This is a genomic window from Streptomyces sp. NPDC058401, from assembly GCF_042722885.1.
Classification (GTDB): Bacteria; Actinomycetota; Actinomycetes; order Streptomycetales; family Streptomycetaceae; genus Streptomyces.
Map to the genome: position 1 here is coordinate 1 of NZ_JBHXKA010000152.1, position 18,342 is coordinate 18,342.

12 protein-coding genes are annotated in these 18,342 nt (G+C 73.5%); 6 read left to right on the plus strand and 6 right to left on the minus strand.

Features of this window, described 5'->3' with window-relative positions; genetic code table 11:
- Positions 1-120: 120 nt before the first annotated feature.
- Together gap and ACFWNV_RS34475 are read right to left on the minus strand one after the other, a co-directional pair.
- Complete coding sequence (gene gap, locus ACFWNV_RS34470) at positions 121-1,119, minus strand: type I glyceraldehyde-3-phosphate dehydrogenase (protein WP_383954724.1); 999 nt, start codon at positions 1,117-1,119, stop codon at positions 121-123.
- Between the two features lie 203 nt (positions 1,120-1,322).
- Positions 1,323-2,279, minus strand: coding sequence for a GlxA family transcriptional regulator (locus ACFWNV_RS34475; RefSeq protein ID WP_383954726.1), 957 nt, complete (start codon positions 2,277-2,279; stop codon positions 1,323-1,325).
- 295 nt (positions 2,280-2,574) lie between these two features.
- On the opposite strand from ACFWNV_RS34475, the gene ACFWNV_RS34480 reads away from it, so the two are divergent.
- Positions 2,575-4,257, plus strand: a complete 1,683-nt coding sequence (locus ACFWNV_RS34480) for a carbohydrate binding domain-containing protein (RefSeq protein ID WP_383954728.1) — start codon at positions 2,575-2,577, stop codon at positions 4,255-4,257.
- Between the two features lie 108 nt (positions 4,258-4,365).
- Here ACFWNV_RS34480 and ACFWNV_RS34485 read toward each other — a convergent pair whose 3' ends face one another.
- On the minus strand, positions 4,366-5,016 hold the full coding sequence (locus ACFWNV_RS34485; RefSeq protein ID WP_383954730.1) for a hypothetical protein: 651 nt from the start codon (positions 5,014-5,016) through the stop codon (positions 4,366-4,368).
- A gap of 212 nt (positions 5,017-5,228) precedes the next feature.
- Here ACFWNV_RS34485 and dacB point away from each other — a divergent pair, with 212 nt between their 5' ends.
- From dacB to ACFWNV_RS34510, 5 genes are all read left to right on the plus strand, one after another.
- Positions 5,229-6,944 carry a D-alanyl-D-alanine carboxypeptidase/D-alanyl-D-alanine-endopeptidase gene (gene dacB / locus ACFWNV_RS34490; RefSeq protein ID WP_383954732.1) on the plus strand — a complete coding sequence of 572 codons (1,716 nt, stop codon included), beginning with the start codon at positions 5,229-5,231 and terminating at the stop codon, positions 6,942-6,944.
- Between the two features lie 141 nt (positions 6,945-7,085).
- Positions 7,086-12,305, plus strand: coding sequence for an aminotransferase class I/II-fold pyridoxal phosphate-dependent enzyme (locus ACFWNV_RS34495; protein ID WP_383954734.1), 5,220 nt, complete (start codon positions 7,086-7,088; stop codon positions 12,303-12,305).
- On the plus strand, positions 12,302-12,982 hold the full coding sequence (locus ACFWNV_RS34500) for a 4'-phosphopantetheinyl transferase family protein (RefSeq protein ID WP_383954736.1): 681 nt from the start codon (positions 12,302-12,304) through the stop codon (positions 12,980-12,982). The genes ACFWNV_RS34495 and ACFWNV_RS34500 overlap by 4 nt, the downstream gene beginning before the upstream one ends.
- An 82-nt stretch (positions 12,983-13,064) precedes the next feature.
- The gene (locus tag ACFWNV_RS34505) at positions 13,065-15,530 is read left to right on the plus strand and encodes a SpoIIE family protein phosphatase (protein WP_383954738.1); all 2,466 of its coding nucleotides are present in this window, start codon (positions 13,065-13,067) and stop codon (positions 15,528-15,530) included.
- A gap of 210 nt (positions 15,531-15,740) precedes the next feature.
- Positions 15,741-15,977, plus strand: coding sequence for a response regulator transcription factor (locus tag ACFWNV_RS34510; protein ID WP_383954740.1), 237 nt, complete (start codon positions 15,741-15,743; stop codon positions 15,975-15,977).
- Here ACFWNV_RS34510 and ACFWNV_RS34515 read toward each other — a convergent pair.
- The 3 genes from ACFWNV_RS34515 to ACFWNV_RS34525 form a co-directional block, all read right to left on the minus strand.
- A complete protein-coding gene (locus tag ACFWNV_RS34515) occupies positions 15,928-16,947 on the minus strand; it encodes a serine/threonine-protein kinase (RefSeq protein WP_383954742.1) in 1,020 nt (339 codons plus the stop codon). The two genes, ACFWNV_RS34510 and ACFWNV_RS34515, sit on opposite strands and share 50 nt — an antisense overlap.
- 123 nt (positions 16,948-17,070) lie before the next feature.
- Positions 17,071-17,637 (minus strand): hypothetical protein, encoded by a 567-nt coding sequence (locus ACFWNV_RS34520; RefSeq protein ID WP_383954744.1) that lies wholly within the window; start codon positions 17,635-17,637, stop codon positions 17,071-17,073.
- A 114-nt stretch (positions 17,638-17,751) separates the two neighbouring features.
- Positions 17,752-18,237, minus strand: coding sequence for a hypothetical protein (locus tag ACFWNV_RS34525; RefSeq protein WP_383954746.1), 486 nt, complete (start codon positions 18,235-18,237; stop codon positions 17,752-17,754).
- Between the last annotated feature and the right edge of the window lie 105 nt (positions 18,238-18,342).

The window sequence follows — 18,342 nt, forward strand, 5'->3', positions numbered from 1 at the left end:
CCCGTTTTGGGGGGTTAACGCGTGGCGCCGGGCGGTTAGGGGCGTTAAAACGCCCGCGCCCGGCGGCCCGTAACCCGGGCCGGGGCCGCGCCCTGTGAGCGGGGCCGGTATCAGCGGCTGTCAGCGGCTCGCGAGCAGTTCGAGCGTGTCGATGACCCGGTTCGAGAAGCCCCACTCGTTGTCGTACCAGGCCACCACCTTGATGTGGCGGCCTTCGACGCGGGTGAGCTGCGAGTCGAAGATGGAGGAGGCCGGGTTGCCGGTGATGTCGGAGGAGACCAGCGGGTCGTCCGAGTACTCCAGCACGCCGGCGAGCGGGCCTTCGGCGGCGGCGCGGTAGGCGGCCAGGACGTCCTCGCGGGTCACGTCACGGGCGACGGTGGTGTTGAGCTCGACGATCGAGCCGACCGGCACGGGGACGCGGATCGAGTCGCCGGAGAGCTTGCCGTCCAGGTTCGGCAGGACCAGGCCGATGGCCTTGGCGGCGCCCGTGGTGGTCGGCACGATGTTCACGGCGGCGGCGCGGGCGCGCCGGGGGTCGCGGTGCGGACCGTCCTGCAGGTTCTGCTCCTGCGTGTAGGCGTGCACGGTGGTCATGAACCCGTGCTCGATGCCCGCGAGTTCGTCCAGTACGGCGGCCAGCGGCGCGAGCGCGTTGGTCGTGCACGAGGCGTTGGAGACGATCGTGTGCAGCGCCGGGTCGTAGGAGTCGCTGTTCACGCCGAATGCGAGCGTGATGTCCGCCCCGTCCGCCGGTGCGCTGACGAGCACCTTCTTGGCGCCGGCGTCGATGTGCGCGCTCGCGGCCTTGGCGGTGGCGAAGCGGCCGGTCGCCTCCAGCACGATGTCCACGCCGAGTTCGGCCCAGGGCAGCTGCGAGGGCTCGCGCTCGGCGAGCACCTTGATGCGGCGGCCGTCGACGACGAGCACGTCCCCGTCCACGGTCACCGGGCGGCCGAGCCGGCCCGAGGTGGTGTCGTAGGCGAGCAGCCGCGCGAGGGTGGCGGGCTCGGTGAGGTCGTTGACGGCGACGACCTCGAGCTTGCTGTCGCGCTCGAGCAGTGCGCGGAGCACGTTGCGTCCGATGCGGCCGAATCCGTTGATGGCGATGCGAGTCATGGTGTCTCCCTGTTCCCTGTCCCTTGGGTTCCCCACCAGGTTCGCCGGTCCGGGGCGTCCGCGACAGCGGCGCGATCGCCACGGTCCGCAAGGATCGCGCCACGCGGCGGCGGATCCGGGCTCGCGGCGACGGATCCGGACTCAGCGGCGGTGGATCGGGACTCGCTGCGGCGGATCCGGACTCAGCGGCGGCGGATCCGGACTCACTCGCCCCGGGCGAAGGTGCGCCGGTACTCGCTCGGGGTGGTCCGCAGGATGTGCTGGAAGTGCAGCCGCAGGTTCGCGCCGGTGCCCAGGCCCACGTCCGCGGCGATCTGCTCCACGCTGCGCTCCGAGCGCTCCAGCAGTTCGCGGGCCACGTCGATGCGGGCGCGCATCACCCACTGCATCGGCGTGTATCCGGTGTCCTCGGCGAACCGGCGGGAGAACGTGCGCGGGGACACCGCCGCGTGCCGGGCGAGGGTCTCCAGGGTGAGGGGTTCGCCGAGCCGGTGCAGGGCCCATTCGCGGGTGGCGGCGAACCGCGGGCCGAGCGGCTCGGGCACGCTGCGCTGGACGTACTGCGCCTGGCCGCCGCTCCGGTAGGGGGCAGCGACCAGCCGTCGGGCGGTGTGGTTGGAGGCGGCGACTCCGAGGTCGCTGCGCAGGACGTGCAGGCACAGGTCGATGCCCGAGGCGGCTCCGGCCGAGGTGAGCACGGAGCCCTCGTCGACGAAGAGGACGTTCTCGTCGACCCGGACCAGCGGCCATTTCGCCGCGAGCGCCCGGGTGTAGTGCCAGTGCGTGGTGGCGCGCTTGCCGTCGAGCAGACCCGTGGCGGCGAGCGCGAAGGCGCCCGTGGAGATGGCCGCGAGCCGGGCGCCCCGCTCGTGGGCGGCGATCAGCGCGTCGACGACGGCCCGCGGCGGGTCCTCGCGGTCGGGGAAGCGGTAGCCGGGGACGAAGACGGTGTCGGCCCAGGCGAGGGCTTCGAGGCCGTGGGCGACGGAGTACGACAGGCCGTCACCGCCGGTCACGAGTCCCGGGGCGGCGCCGCAGACCCGGACCTCGTAGGGCATGCTCGCGCGGGTCGTGAACACCTGGGCGGGGATGCCGACGTCGAGGGGTTTCGCCCCTTCGAGGACGAGTACGGCGACGTGGTGGGGGCGGGAGGCTGGCACCGCGACATGCTTCCGAAGGGGCGGGAGGCTTGTCAAGCTTCAAGGTTAGTAAACCTTCCGATTGAGATAACCACCTATCAGTTGGTCCAGACCTGTTGACGGCGGTCCTTCCGGAGGATTAGGTTCCCGGCCACGGAGCGCACACGACGCGGATACGAGGTCAACTCCCCACGCCCGCCCGGCCGCAGGCCCCCCACCCACGGGCCCGCCGCCCCGTCCCCACGCGTCCCCGGCGGGCCGCACGCCCACGCATCGCGCTCCATGCCGTCCCCCCATTCCCACTGGAGGCACTTCCTTGCGTACCCCTACCCGAACGCGTACCCGGCTGGCCTGCGGCCTCGGTGCGACCCTGCTCGGCGCCGCCGCGGTGCTGACCTCTCCCGGGGCGGCCTTCGGCGCCAACATCCTCTCCAACGGCGACTTCGAGTCCGGCACCACGGCCGGCTGGTCCTGTTCCGGCGGGCTGGGTTCCGTGGTCGCCTCGCCGGTGCACGGCGGGAGCAAGGCACTGGCCGGCGCGGCCGGCGCGAGCGACAACGCCAAGTGCGTCCAGACCGTCGCCGTGCAGCCCAACACCAGCTACACGCTCTCCGCCTGGGTCCGCGGCAGCTACGTCTACCTCGGAGTCACCGGCGGCACCTCCACGTGGACCCCCTCGGCATCCGCGTACACCAAGCTGACCGTCGCCTTCACCACCGGAGCCTCCCAGACGAGCGCCGAGGTCTACCTCAACGGCTGGTACGGGCAGGGCACTTACTACGCCGACGACATCACCCTGGACGGCCCGGGCGGCGGCCCGGCCGACACCCAGGCGCCCACCGTGCCCGGCAGCCTCACCGCCACCGGCAAGACCTCCACCACGGCATCCCTGAGCTGGACCGCCTCCACCGACAACGTCGGCGTGAACGGCTACGACGTCTACCAGGGCGCCACCAAGGTCGCGACCTCCGCCACCACCGGCGCGACCGTCAGCGGCCTGACCCCCAGCACCGCGTACGCCTTCACCGTGCGGGCCCGCGACGCCGCGGGGAACACCTCGGCGGCCTCGAACACCGTCAACGTCACCACCGACACCGGGACCACGCCGCCGACCGGCTTCAAGCAGGCCGCGCCGTACCTCTACCTGGGCTGGGGCAACCCGCCGAGCCCGACCACGGTGATGAACGCGACCGGCACCAAGTGGTTCACCATGGCGTTCATCCTCTCCTCCGGCGGCTGCAACGCGTCCTGGGACGGCCAGCGCCCGCTGACCGGCGGTGTGGACCAGAGCACCATCGCCGCGATCCGCGCGGCGGGCGGTGACATCGTGCCCTCCATCGGCGGCTGGCAGGGCAACAAGCTCGGCCCCAACTGCTCCAGCGCCGAGGCTCTGGCGGGGGCCTACCAGCAGGTCATCTCCGCGTACGGCCTCAAGGCCATCGACGTGGACATCGAGAACACCGACGAGTTCGAGAACGCCGTGGTCCAGGACCGCATCCTCGGCGCGCTCAAGATCGTCAAGCAGAACAACCCCGGCCTGAAGACCATCCTGACCTTCGGCACCGCCACCACCGGCCCGACCAGCTGGGGCAACCGGCTGATCGAGCAGTCCAAGGCGCTGAACGCCGGCATCGACGTCTTCACGATCATGCCCTTCGACTTCGGCAACGCCTCGACGGACATGTACGCCAGCACCGTCAGCGCCACCGAGGGCCTCAAGGCCAAGCTGAAGTCCGTCTACGGCTGGGACGACGCGACCGCGTACTCCCACATCGGCATCTCGGGCATGAACGGCCTCAGCGACACCCAGGAGACCACCACCGTCCAGAACTGGACGGACATCCGCAACTGGGCCAACTCCCACCACATCGCGCGCCTCGCCTTCTGGTCGGTGAACCGCGACCGCGGCTGCCCCGGCGGCGGCCTGCAGGAGACCTGCTCCGGCATCGCGCAGAGCGACTGGCAGTTCACCTCCATCACGGCCGGGTTCACCGGCTGATCCAGCGCCTCGCGGCAGCGGGGGCCGTCGCGGTGATTCCGCGGCGGCCCCCGCTGGGCGTTCGGGGTCAGGAACCGGTCGGGGTAACGGCCGGGGTACCGGCCGGGGTCAGGAGCCGGCCGGGGTCTGCCCTTCGGCGCCGGCCCGGACCCGGGCCCGTACGACCTCCGGATACTTCTCGGTGAAGCGCAGCGCTCCGACGATGGTGAGGACCTGGATGATCCAGCCGGTCCACATGTTGTCCGGGTCGCGCAGCACGAGGTCGCCGTACGCCCCGACGAGCGCGTTGATCAGGAAGGCCAGCCCCCAGACCCCGGTGATCAGGTAGTTCGTCCGCTTGAAGACGGGCGAGTCCCAGAACTTCCGGTCGACCTGCTCCCGGGCGTACTGGAGGGTGAACGGCACCCCGGCCAGGATCGAGCCGAGGGCGATGACGAAGAGGGCGATGTTCGAGATCTCGCCCGCGTACGTCTCCAGCCAGCGGCGCGTGCCGTCGCTGGCGAAGGCCCCGACCACCGTCAGGATCGCGAAGAACACGACGTCGGCGAGTTCCAGGATCTTCAGGGAGGATCCGGGACGGAGCATCCGGCTGCCGACGACGAGGCAGACGGAGATGGCCAGGGCCAGCCCCACCGCCCATTCGAAGCGTCCGGGCCCCACCACGAAGGCGAAGACGATCCAGGGGGACAGCCCCACGAAGGGGCTCTCCAGGAACTGCGCCACCTTGTTCGTGCCGTGGGCACCAGCCGTGTCTGCCATGGGTCAGCCCTTCCTGCAGCGGCCGTCGTCCTCTCCCCCTCCCCCCTCCCAACGTACGCCGCCGCCCCGGACCGCACCTGCCGCGGGGCGGGGCCCGGGCGAAGTGCGTGCCGGATGCGGCCGTGCCACGCTGACTGGACCCCGCGTACCGCCGGGTACACGCGACCGGGTGACATCGCCGGAGCCCGCCGCCTGGAGGAACGGGGCTCGCCGTGCCACGAGGAACGCACCCCCACCTGTCCCTGCGGCGGCGCCTGGCCGCCGGATGCGCGGCCCTCCTGCTCCTGGCGCTCCCCGTCGGCGCGGCGGCCGCGGCCACGCCCTCGCCCTCCTCGCCCTCGCCTTCGCCTTCGCCTTCGCCTTCGCCTTCGCCCTCCGACAGCAGCAGTGGCTCCGACCCGCTCGACCCGCGGATCACGGAGATCATGGGGAAGCCGGAGTACCGCTACGCGCAGTGGGGGCTCCTCCAGGTCGATCCGCAGAGCGGGCGGACCGTACACAGCCGCTTCCCCGAGCAGCTCTTCATCCCCGGATCCACGGCCAAGCTGTTCAGCGTCTCCGGTGCCTGGCACACCCTCGGCGCCGGCCACCGCTTCGTGACACCGCTCTACGCGGTCGGCGAGCGGCGCGGCGCCACCCTGACCGGTGATCTCGCCCTGGTCGCGCAGGGCGACCTGACCATGGGCGGCAGGACCCGCCCCGACGGCACGGTCGCCTTCACCGACCTCGACCACACCTACGCCGACGACGTCCCCGGCGCCACGCTCACCCCGCAGAACCCGCTCGCCGGCATCGACCTCCTCGCGCGCCGGGTGCGCGACTCCGGCATCACCCGGGTCGACGGGAACGTGATCGTCGACGACCGGCTCTTCCAGCCCGAACCGGTCCTCGTCCCCACCCCGACCCCGCTGATCCTCAACGACAACCTCATCGACCTGACGACCACCCCCGGGGACCGCGCCGGGGAGCCCGCCGGGCTGGACTGGCGGCCGAAGGTCGCCCCGTACCGGGTCACCTCCACGGTGAAGACCGTGGCGGCGGGCAAGCCCACGGCCGTCACGGTCACGGCCTCCGGCGACGGCACCCAGATCCGGCTGTCCGGCACCATCGCCGCGGGGGCCGCACCGGTGCTGAAGGTCTCCCCCGTCACCGACCCCTCGTCCTTCGGCCGGACCGCGCTGATCGAGGCCCTCGAACGGGCCGGGGTGGACGTGACCGCGGATCCGGTGGGAGCCAACCCGGTGGACCGGCTGCCCGCCGGGTACGAGGGCCGGGCGCGGGTGGCCGCGTACACCTCGCCGCCCTTCGCGGACTACGCCGAGCTCATCCTCAAGGTGAGCCACAACCTGGGCGCCAACCTCGGCATGTGCCTGATGGCGGTCAGCAAGGGCAGCCGTGCGTGCATGGACGGCTTCCCCGTCCTGGCCTCGTTCCTGGACGGGGCCGGGGTCGACCGCGCACAGGTGCAGCTCCTGGACGGGCGGGGCGGCAACCCCGTCGACCGGTCCACGCCGCAGGCGGAGATCCAGATGCTGACGTACTGGCTGCGCTCCCCCGAGGCACGCCTCTTCCGCGAGGCGCTGCCCGTCCTCGGGGTCGACGGGCTGCTGGCCGAGAACTGCCGCGACTGCCCGGCGCGCGGCAAGGTGTTCGCCAAGACCGGCGCCGCCGTCGGCCTGGACGCGCTCAACAACCGCCTGGGCATCGGCGCCATCACCATCGCCGGCTACCTGGACAAGGGCGACGGCACCTTCGACGTGTTCTACGCGGGCGTCACCGGCGCCTCGACCCCGACGACCGATCCGAGCGGCATCCTGGACATCGCCAACGACCTCGCCCTGATCGCCGCCCACCTCCAGGAGGCGACCCAGCAGGCGACACGAGAGGCGACCGAGGCGGGACCCCGGTCTCCGGTGCCCCGCGACTGAAGCTCCCGCATCCGGTCCCCGCACCTGTCAAGTAACGAATAGCCGGGTCTACGGCCCCGCACCGCCTCCGGGCACGGTGGAAAGCGACCGTCCTGCACACCGCAGGCGCCGTGCGCCATCCGGACCGGAGGCAGACCCGCCATGACTGACATCGCCATCATCGGACTCGGCTGCCGCTTTCCCGGCGCCCCCGACGTCCCCGGCTACTGGAACCTCCTGCTGAGCGGGGCCCGGCAGTTCGGCGCCGTGCCCGGGGAACGCTGGAACCACGAGGCCTTCCACGCCCCCGGCGACCGGTCGGCCCCCAATGCCGCCTATACGGACCAGGTCGCCTTCCTGGACTCCGTGGACCGCTTCGACGCCCTGCACTACGGGGTGCCGCCGGCCCGGGCACGGGCCATGGACCCGCAGCACCGGCTGCTCCTCGACGTCAGCCGCGAGGCCCTCGACGACGCCGGGATGGGCCGCGGCGACTTCGACCGGGAGAACACCGGGGTCTTCTTCGGGCTGTCGGTGTCCGAGTACAAGGACCTGATGACGGGCCACATGCGCACCCTCGCCCTGGCCGACACGGCGGACCCGGACGACCACCCCGGCTTCCTCGACGCCGTCAAGGACCGGGCCCGGCGGCTCGGCACCGTCGAGGCCTACACCCTGCCCGGGAGCCTGCTCAACATGGCGGCCGGCACCGTCAGCCGCCAGTTCGACCTGGGCGGTCCCAGCTTCGCCGTCGACGCCGCGTGCTCCGGCTCGCTGGTCGCCCTCGACCAGGCAATGGCCCAGCTGCGCCAGGGCACCTGCCGGACCGCCCTCGTCGGCGGCGTCTACCTCAACCTCACCCCCGACGGCCTGGTCGGGTTCTCCAGGCTCCGCGCCCTGTCCGGCAGCGGGGTGTGCCGCCCCTTCGACGCGGAGGCCGACGGGTTCGTCCTCGGCGAGGGCGCCGGTGTCGTCGTGCTGCGGCCCCTCGCCGACGCCCTCGCCGCCGGCGACCGGGTCTACGCGGTCATCAAGGGCATCGGCTCGGCCAACGACGGCGCCTCCCCCGGCCCCCTGGTCCCCACCGCCGAAGGCCAGCTGCGCGCCATGCGCCGGGCCTACGAGGACGCCGGGGTCGCCCCGTCCTCCGTGGGCTTCCTGGAGGCGCACGGCACCGGCACCGCGGCCGGGGACCGCGCCGAAGCGGAGGCCCTGCGCCGGCTGCGCACGGAGTACCCCGACGACGACCCCTCGCTGTGCTACCTCGCCTCCGGCAAGGCCCTGATCGGGCACTCGCTGTCCGCTGCGGGCATCGCGGGGCTGATCAAGACCGCCCTGGTGGTCCACCACCGCACGGTCGTCCCGCAGCCGGCCACCACCCCCCACCCCGACCTGGGCATCGCCGCGGCCGGCCTGCGCTTCGCCGACACCGCCCGGCCCTTTCCGGGCGGCGGCGCCCCGCGGCGTGCCGCCGTCAGCTCGTTCGGGTTCGGCGGCACCAACGTCCACGTGGTGCTGGAGGAGCGCCCCGAGCCGGTCCCTGCCCGGCTTCCGCACCGCACCTCGGACACCGCAAGCGCCGGAGGCACCGGGGACGCCGGGGACGCCGGGCCCCAGCTCCTCTTCCTCTCGGCCGGCAACCCCGAGCTGCTGGACCAGTACATCGGCGAGGTTCTCGACGTACTCGACGCGGCGGACCGTACGCCGCTGGCGGCCGTGGCCCACACCCTAGGGTCACGGGCGCCGCTCCCGGCCCGCCTCGCGATCGTGGCCACCGGCACGGAGGCCTTCGTCGAGCGGCTGCGCCACGCCCGTGAGCAGCTCCTCGCCGGAGCCCGGGGCGACCTCGGCGACGGCGCCTTCGCCGCCGACGCCCCGCTGCCGGCCGCGCAGCGCCGTACCGCCTTCCTCTTCCCCGGTCAGGGCAGTCAGCGGCCCGGCATGATGCGGGACCTCTACGCGAGGTTCCCCGCCTACCGCTCGGCCGTCTGCGTGCTCAGCGCCGTGGCCCGGGCCGGCCTCGGCTTCGACCTCGCCGACCTGCTGTACGGGGAGGCCTCCCTGCCCCGGGGCGACCGGGCGTTCCCCGTGGACAACGGGGAGCTCGGGCGCAGGCTCGCCGCCACCGAGGTGTGCCAGCCGCTGCTCGGCACCGTCCAGATCGCCGCCACCCGGGTCCTCGCCGACTGCGGGGTCGCCCCCGACCTCACCCTCGGCCACAGCGCCGGGGAGTTCGCGGCGGCCGCCGCGGCCGGGGCGCTGACCCACGTGGACGCCGTCCGGCTGCTGGTGCACCGCGGCGCGGCCCTGCGGCGGGCCGAGACCGGGCTCCGGGGCGGGATGCTGGCGGTGCAGACCGACAAGGAGACCTGCCGCCGGCTCGCCGACGGCATCGACGACGTGTGGCTCGCCTGCTTCAACCAGCCCCGGCAGGTCGTGGTCAGCGGTACCCCCGAGGGCCTGGCCGCCCTGCGGGAGGCCTGCGCCGCTGCCGGGATCGTCACGGCGGCCCTCGACGTGTCCAACGCCTTCCACTCCCCGCGGCTGGCCCGCGCCGAGGAGGCCGTGCGCGCGGACCTCGCCACCCGCCGCATCGGCGTCCCCGCCGTACCGTTCGTCTCCTCCGTGACCGCGGAGGTCTGCGCCGACCCCGAGGAGCTGCGCGCCCTGTGGGCCCGGCACGCGTCCACCCCGGTTCGCTTCGACGACGCCGTCCGCACCGCCTACGACCAGGGGGCCCGCGTCTTCCTCCAGGTGGGCGGCGGGAGCTCGCTCCTCACCTCGGTCCGGCGCAACCTCACCGGCCACGGCGACGTCCAGGTCGTCCCCGTCACCGGGGAGGTGCCGGACGACGGACGCACCTTCGTCCTGGCGCTCGCCCGCCTCGCGGTCCTGGGCGCCCCGGTCGACCCGCGCGCCCTGATCGCCGAGGGCGAGCGCCGACTCCTGGACCTGCCGGTGGCAAAGCTCGGCGGCCAGTCCTACTGGGTCCCAACCCGCCGCCCCACACCCGGCACCCCGGCCACCATGGCCGCCTCGCCTACCCCGGCCACCTCGCCCATCCCGGCCATCCCTGCCATCCCGGCCGTCTCGCCCAACCCGGCCGCCTCGGCCATCCCGGCCGCCTCGGCCAACCCCACCGCCTCGCCTAACCCGGCCAACCCGGCCGCCTCGCCCAACCCGCCCGCCTCGGCCAACCCCACCGCCTCGCCCAACCCAGCCACCCCGGCCAACCTGGCCGCCTCGCCCACCCCAGCCACCCCGGCCACCCCGGCCATCCCGGCCATCCCAGCCGCCTCTCCCGCCCCGGCCGCCTCCGCCGCCTCTCCCGCCCCGGTCACCCCGCCCGCCGTCCGCGGGCCTGTGGCCCTGCGCCCCGCCGCTTCGGCCGCGGTCCCACAGGCAGCCCCGGAAGCCGCCACGACCGCGCTCCTCTCTCCGGCGGCTCCTGCCGCTCCGGCCCCGGCGGAGCCGGTCCTTGCACCCGCACCGGCGCCTGAACCTGCGCCCGCACCTCCGGCGGTCACCGCCCCGGCGGCTCCCGCTGCCCCGGCCGTCCCCGCCCCGGCCCCTCCCGCGCCCGTCGCCGTCGGCGTCGTCCCCGCAGCGGGGAAGACCACGCCGGTCGCCGACCTCGACGAGGTCACCGGGGCCGTGCTGGCCCACGTGGCCCGGATCAGCGCGTTCCCGGTGGACCACCTGCGCGGCGACCAGCTGCTGATCGAGGAGCTCGGCTTCGACTCCCTGATGCTGACCGACCTCTTCACCTCCCTGAAGCGGCAGTGGCCGGCGTGGAGGTTCGACGAGGCGGTGGCCGACCGGCCGACCGTGGAACGGATCGCCGCCCTCGTCGCCACCGGCTCCGCGGAGGCCCCCGTACCGCCGGCGGCCGTCCCCGCACAGCGCGCCGACCAGGAGCGGGAGGCAGGGACCGCAGCGCCTCACACCGGAGCGCCGCACACCGAAGCGGCACCGGACGACGAAGCGCCGCCCAGCTCCGAAGCGGCACCCATCGACGAAGCGGCGCCGGAGGCGCCCACGCTGCCCGACGAGCTCACCCGCATCGAATGCTTCCCCGAGGTCACCGCCCACGGCGAGCGCGTCGCCCTGCTCTCCCGCACCGGCCTGGCCAATCCGTACTTCCTCGTCCACGAGGCTGGCATGACGGACACCACCGTCGTCGACGGCCGCGAGCTGCTCTCCTTCTCCAGCTACAACTACCTCGGCCTGGCCACGCACCCGACGGTGACCGGGGCGGCCCGGGAGGCCGTCGACCGCTGCGGCACCTCGGCGTCCGCCAGCCGGCTGCTGTCCGGGAGCCGTCCGCTCCACGTGGAACTCGAAGCGGAGCTCGCCGGCCTGCTCGGATGCGAGTCCGCGCTCACCCTGGCCAACGGGCACGCCACCAACGTCACCGTGATCGGGCACCTCGTCGGCCCCGGGGACCTGGTCGTGCACGACTCCCTCGCCCACGACAGCATCCTGCAGGGCTGCAAGCTCTCGGGCGCGACCCGGCGGCCGTTCCCGCACAACGACGCGGCCGCGCTCGACGCCCTCCTGGCGCAGGTCCGCCACCAGTACCGGCGGGTGCTCGTCGTCGTCGAAGGCGTCTACAGCATGGACGGCGACATCGCCGATCTGCCCGCCCTCGTCGAGGTCAAGCGCCGGCACGGCGCGCTGCTGATGATCGACGAGGCCCACAGCATCGGAACGATCGGCGCGACGGGGCGGGGCGTCGGCGAGTACTGCGGGATCGACCGCTCCGCCGTCGAGCTCTGGTCGGGCACCCTGTCCAAGGCCCTGGCCAGCTGCGGCGGCTACGTAGCCGGGAGCAGCACCGTCATCGACTACCTGCGCTACACCGTGCCGGGCTTCGTCTACAGCGCCGGCATGACCCCGGCCGACACCGCGGCCTCGCTGACGGCCCTGCGCCTGCTGCGGGCCGAGCCGCAGCGGGTGGCGCGGCTCGCGCAGAACGCGGACCTGTTCGTCCGCCTGGCGCGGGAGGCGGGCATCCCCGTGGGCGAGAGCCGGGACACGCCGGTCGTGCCGTGCATCGTCGGGGACTCGCTGAAGGCGCTGCGGCTCGCGGAGGAGCTGTTCCGGCGGGGGATCAGCGTCAACCCCATCCTCTACCCGGCCGTGCCCGAGGACATGGCCCGGCTGCGCTTCTTCCTCACGAGTGAGCACACGCCCGAGCAGATCCGCGAGGCCGTGCATGCCCTGGAGCACGGACTGCGGCTCGTGAACGCGGACGAGGTCGAGGTCGAGGTCGAGGTCGAGGTCGAGGTCGAGGTCGAGGACACCGACGCGGACCCGGGTGAGCACGTGGCCGTGGCCGTGGCAACGGCCATGGCCCCGGCCCCGGCCCGGGCCGCATGACCCGCCCCCCGGCCGCCGCCGTCGTGCACCGCACCGGCTTCCCGCCGATCGCACCGGGTCACGTCCACCGCTGGGGCGGCGCCGTCCTCCTCGTGGCCCCTCGCGGCGGTCCCGGCCAGGTCCCCGTCCTCTCACCGGCCGAACGCCGCGTGGTCCACGCGCTGCCCGCCTGGCGGCAGGCCGAGTGGACGGCCGGACGGCTGCTCGCCAAGCGGCTGGTCCACGAGGCCGTGGGCGCCCCGGAGCGGGAGGTGGAGGTCCTGCCCCGGGCGGACGGCAGCCCGTACGTCCTGGTCGGCGGCGGTCCGCGGACGGACCTGCACCTCTCGATCAGCCACACCGCCGGGCACGTCGCGGCGGCCCTCGCGCCGCAGCCGGTCGGGGTGGACCTGTGCGAGACCGCCTCGGCCGACGCGGTACGCCGGGTCGCGGACCACGTCCTGACGCCCGGGGAGCTCTCCCTCGTCGGTACGGACCGCCCCGAGGCCCTGGCCGCCGCCTGGGCCCTGAAGGAGGCGGCGGTCAAGGCCGACCGGAGCGGGGTCTTCGGCGCCGCTCCGCGCCGGGTGGAGATCCTGGGCCTGCGGCCGCCCCTCCTCGGCGGGCGGCGGCGCGCCGTGGTGTGGCGGGCGGCGGACGCGGTCCTGGCGCTCGTCCTCGCGCACCCGGGCAGCTGACGGCACTGCGTTGGTGCTCCTTGCCGCGCCGGACGATGCTTGTCAGTGGAGCCCCTGGCCAGCGAAGGCGAGATGAGCGGCGATGGAGCAACTTCCCACCCCTCCCGGTGAGCAGCCCGCCCGGACCACGCACGCCTCCCCCCGGACGGCGTACACGGCCACGGCCACCGTCAGCGAACAGGGCATCGTGACCGGGTGGAGCGAGGAGGCCCGGCGGCTGCTCGGGTACGCGCCCGCGGAGGTCGTGGGGCGGCCCGCCGCGGAGCTGCTCGCGGACCGGCCCGGCGGATCCGACCCGGCGGAAGGCTCCGGCTCCGGCGGTACGGGCCCTGCGGCGCGGCCGGTCGCGCCCGGGCAGGAGCGGTGGAGCGGCACCGTACCGCTGCGCCACCGGGACGGCCGGCGGCTGGAGGCGGTACTCCTCGCGCACCGCAGGCCGGCCGCCGCAGGGGCGGCCGAGTGGTTCGTGATGTCCGCCGCGACCGGGGCGCCCGAGGCCCCCTGGGACGGGCCGCTGGGCGAATGGGCCTTCGACCGGTCCCCCTGTGTCCTGGCGGTCTTCGACGAGGACCTGCGGCTGGTGCGGGCGAACGCGGGCATGCACCGTGCGCTCTCCCTCACGGAGGCCGGGATGCGCGGGCTGCGCCTGTCGGAGATCGCCCCCGACGCGGTGAGCGAGGAGACCGAGCGGGGGATGCGCCGGGTGCTGGAGACCGGCGATCCGCAGTCCGTGGACGGCTTCGTCCGGCCGCCCGGCGCGGGGCCGGCGCACGGCTGGGCGACCTCGCTGGCCCCCGTACCGGGTCCGGACGGCCGGGTACGGGCCGTGTTCCTGACCGCGCACGAAAAGGCCGCGGGTGACACCGCCCCGCGGGCGGCGCTCCCGCCGACCCTTGCCGGGGCCCGCATCACCGCCGCCCCGGACAGTGCCCGCACCGCGCAGGACCTGGCCGACGCGGCCGTCCCCCGGCTCGCCGACTTCGCGATCGTCGACCTGCTGGAGACCTCCCCGCGCGGCGAGGGCCCGGCCCCCGGTTCCGCGACGGGCCCGGTCTCGGTGTCCCGCAGCGCCGTACGGTCGGTGCTCGGCGGGAGCCAGGAGTCCCGGTTCGCGGTCGGGGAGACGACCGTCTACCCGGCGCCGTCGCCCCCCGTGGAGTGTCTGGCCGCGGGGCGGGGCGCCGTGTACGGGACCGCCGACCCGGCCGTAGCCCGGTGGGTCGCGCAGGATCCCGGGGCGGGCTGGATCGGCGAGCACGGTACCCATTCGATGATGCTGGTGCCGCTGCGCGACGGCGGTACCACCCTCGGCCTGGCCTTCTTCAGCCGTCACCGGAACCGGGAGCCCTTCGACCCGGAGGACCTGCGGCTGGCCGAGGAGCTCACGGCCAGGGCCGCCACCGGCCTCCACCGTGCGCGCCGGACCTCCCGGGAACACACCAGCACCATGACGCTCCAGCGCAGCCTGCTCCCCCACACGCTGCCCGTGCAGTCGGCGCTGGAGATCGCCTCCCGCTATCTGCCGGCCGCCGGCGAGGCCGGTGTCGGCGGCGACTGGTTCGACGTGATCCCGCTGTCCGGGGCCCGGGTGGCCCTGGTCGTGGGCGATGTCGTCGGCCACGGCATGCGCGCCTCCGCCACCATGGGCCGGCTGCGCACCGCGGTGCGCACCCTGGCCGACGTGGACCTGCCGCCCGACGAGCTGCTCACCCACCTCGACGACCTGATCCTCCACCTGTCGGCCTCGGAGGCGGGCCGGGACGACGCCAGCGGCATCGGCACCACCTGCCTGTACGTGGTGTACGACCCGGTGACCCGCCGGTGCACCGCCGCCCGGGCCGGCCATCCACCGCCCGCCGTGGTCTCCCCCGAGGGATCCGCGTACCTGCTCGACGTCCCGGCGGGGCCGCCGCTGGGCCTGGGGGGCCTGCCCTTCGAGACCGTGGAGGTCGAGCTCCCCGAGGGCAGTCTCCTCGCGCTCTACACCGACGGCCTCCTCCAGGCCCGCGACCACGACATCGACGAGGCCCTGGACAGCATGCTCGCGGCCCTGGTCCGGCCCGCCTCCACCCTGGACACCGTCTGCGACCGGGTGCTGACGGCTCTGCTGACCCACCGTCCCGAAGACGACGTGGCCCTGCTCGTGGCCCGGACCCGGGCCCTGCACACCGACAAGGTGGCCGTCTGGGACCTGCCCTCCGACCCCGCCTTCGTGGCGCAGGCCCGGCGCAACGCCACCGACCAGCTGACCGTCTGGGGGCTCGACGAGGCCGCCTTCGTCACCGAGCTCGTGGTGAGCGAGCTGGTCACCAACGCCATCCGCTACGGCGAGGCCCCCGTACAGCTCCGGCTGATCCACGAGGGCACGACGCTGATCTGCGAGGTCTCGGACGCGAGCGGGACCGCCCCGCACATGCGGCGCGCCCGGATCTTCGACGAGGGAGGGCGCGGCCTGCTGCTGGTCGCGCAGCTCACCCAGCGCTGGGGCACCCGGCACACCCTCTTCGGCAAGACCATCTGGGCCGAGCAGTCCCTCGTCGATTTCTGAGGACCTTCTCTTCCCTTCCCGTCCCCGCCCTTCACCTTCTCGGGACCTTCTCCCCTCCCCTGTGACACGCCCGTGACAGAGGACGGACAGGCTCATGAACTCCCACCGACAAGCTCTTTAACACGGACATACATTCACATTCGTGGACATGTCCTCTGCTTTCAAAGGTGCGAGCAGCCGTGATGACTGAGCCGAAGCGGAGGAAGTCCCATGAGCCTCACACTGGTCGCGCCGCACACCGAAGCCGAGACCCCCGCAGCCGCACTCGCCCCGCGCGAGCAGGAGGCGCTGCGTCACATCGCCGCCGGGTGCACCTACGTGCAGACGGCCCGCTCGATGGGACTCTCCAAGCACACGGTCGACGCCTACCTGCGCCGCATCCGCGCCAAGCTGGGCATCAACACCACGGCGGAGATGACCCGCCTGGCCGTCTCCATGGGACTGTGAACACCGGCCGGGCCCAGTCCGGCGGCTCCCTGGGCGGCGCCCCGTCCCCCGGATCCCCGGGCTGCGGAGCGGCCCGCCGGACGGGCGCCGTGGCCGTGGCCGCTCGCAACGCCGCCACGAATTCCAGGCAGGAGTCGTAGCGGTCCTCCGGGACCTTCGCCAGAGCCTTCGCCAGTACGTCGTCGGCCGCCGCCGCAATATCGGGCCGCTTCTCCGTCAGGGGAGGCGGCTTCTCGTATTGGTGCGCCCACAGCAGCGCGGGGGCATCGTCCCGGACGAAGGGCGGCCCGCCGGCGAGCGACTCGTAGACGACGCAGCCGAGGCTGTAGACATCGCACCTGCCGTCGACCGGGCGCCCGGAGATCTGTTCCGGAGCCATGTAGTCGACCGTGCCGACGAACTCGCCCGCCGTGGTGAACCCGGTGAGCGCCAGTGATTTCTTCGTCAGTCCGAAGTCCGTGAGGTAGATGTGCTCCGGGTGGTCGCTGTCGGTGCCCTCGGCGACCAGGATGTTGGCGGGTTTGACGTCCCGGTGCACCAGATCGTGCTCATGGGCCGCGTCGAGCGCCGATGCCACCTGGGCGGCGATGCGCAGCGCGGTCGGGACGGGCAGCGGTCCCTCCCGGTCCAGCAGGGTCCGCAGGTCGGGCCCGGGGACGTACCGCATGGCGATGTAGAGGACCCCGTCGGTCTCCCCGGCTTCGAAGACGGGGACGATGTGCGGGTGCTCGATCCTCGCGGCGACGCGGGATTCGTGGGCGAAGCGGCGCCGGAACACCTCGTCCCGGACGCGCTCCGGGGCGATCAGCTTGAGCGCGACCGTACGGTCCAGGCGCAGGTCCTTCGCCTGGTAGACGACGGCCATGCCGCCCCGGCCGATGATCCGCTCGATCCGGTAACCGGCGATCTGCAGCCCGATCAGACCGGAGGCGCGGCCCGTATAAAGGCCCCGGTTCGCTGCCGTGCCCATCAGGCGCCTCCCTCGGCCAGTCTATCCAGTGATCCACACGCACGCCCGTGGGGCGAGCGGTGCTCGCCCCACGGGGTGGATGCCTCGGCCGGGCGGTCCCGGCGGTCCGGACGGTCCGGACGGTCAGTCGTCGTCGCCGCCGGCTCCGCCGTTGCCGCCGCGGCCGCTGCTCTCGCAGCCGACGCCGATGCAGATGCCGCCGGTGCCGCCCTTGCCGCCGTTGCCCCCGTCGCCGCCGGGGACCGCGTTGCCGCCCTTGCCCCCGTTCCCGCCGTTGACGCTGCCGCCGCACACTCCGGCGCAGATCCCGCCGTTGCCGCCCTTCGTACCGTCGCCGGACGGGCGGCCCTGGGTGCCGGTGCCGCCGTTGGCGCTGCCGTTGCAGAGTCCGGCGCAGATGCCGCCGCCGCCCCCGTTGGTCCCGTTGACCGATCCGTTGCAGTTGCCCGCGCAGACCCTGTCCCCGACGCGGACGCTGCCGTTGCCCACTTTGACCTTGCCGGCGAGCCGGCTCGTGCCCGGTCTGCTGTCACCACTGTCGTATCCGCCCCAGCCGCCGGACGCCGGGGCCGTCCGGACGGTCCCGGTCGCTGCCGGTGCCGCCATGGCCGCGGGTGCCATCGCACCGGCGCCGACCAACGTCGACGAGATGAGCAGACCGATACGGAACTTCCAGGAATTCACGCGCATGGGATTCTCCTTGCCGATGATGTGGCGAACGGTGAACGGTGAAAAGTGAAGGGTGAATTGGCGAATTCGGACGGAGAAGGGCCCGGCCGGCCAGGGGCCGGACGGGCCCGTTCCTCAGGTGGAGAGCGAGGAGAAGGGGGAGTTGCTTCCCATCAGGGCGAGCCAGTCGCCGTCGAGGTAGCTCTTCTTCCAGGAGTCGATCTGCTCTTCCGAGATCTTGTACTTCTTGGCGATCTTCTCCTTCGTCTCGTCGGAGTCGTCGGCCAGCAGGGTCACCACGATGCGCACCTTGTCCACCACCGTCAGCTCCGACTTCGGCTTGTCCGGCAGGTCGCCGAACCGGAAGCAGCCGATCCCGCCGGACTTGCCGGGCTCACCGGGCTTGCCGGGCTCCCCGCCCTTGCCGCCCTCGCCACCCTTTCCGCCCTCGCCGCCTTCACCGCCGAGCCCGCAGTGGGCGGGCGATCCGGTCATGACCGAGGAAACGGAGCTTGCGGGGGTGTGGGACTGCGCAGCTTGCGCGGCGCACGCCGTACCGGTGACGAAAGCCAGGGAGGCCGCAGCCAGGATGAGCGGACGCTGCCAGGGGCTCGTGAACATGGGGGTTCTCCGTTTCCGTGAGCACGGTGTTGCTGATGAGGACGAGGAAGGGGGGTGAATCACGTGGGGGTGAAGCGGGTGGGATGGGGGTGGAGGCCCTGAAGG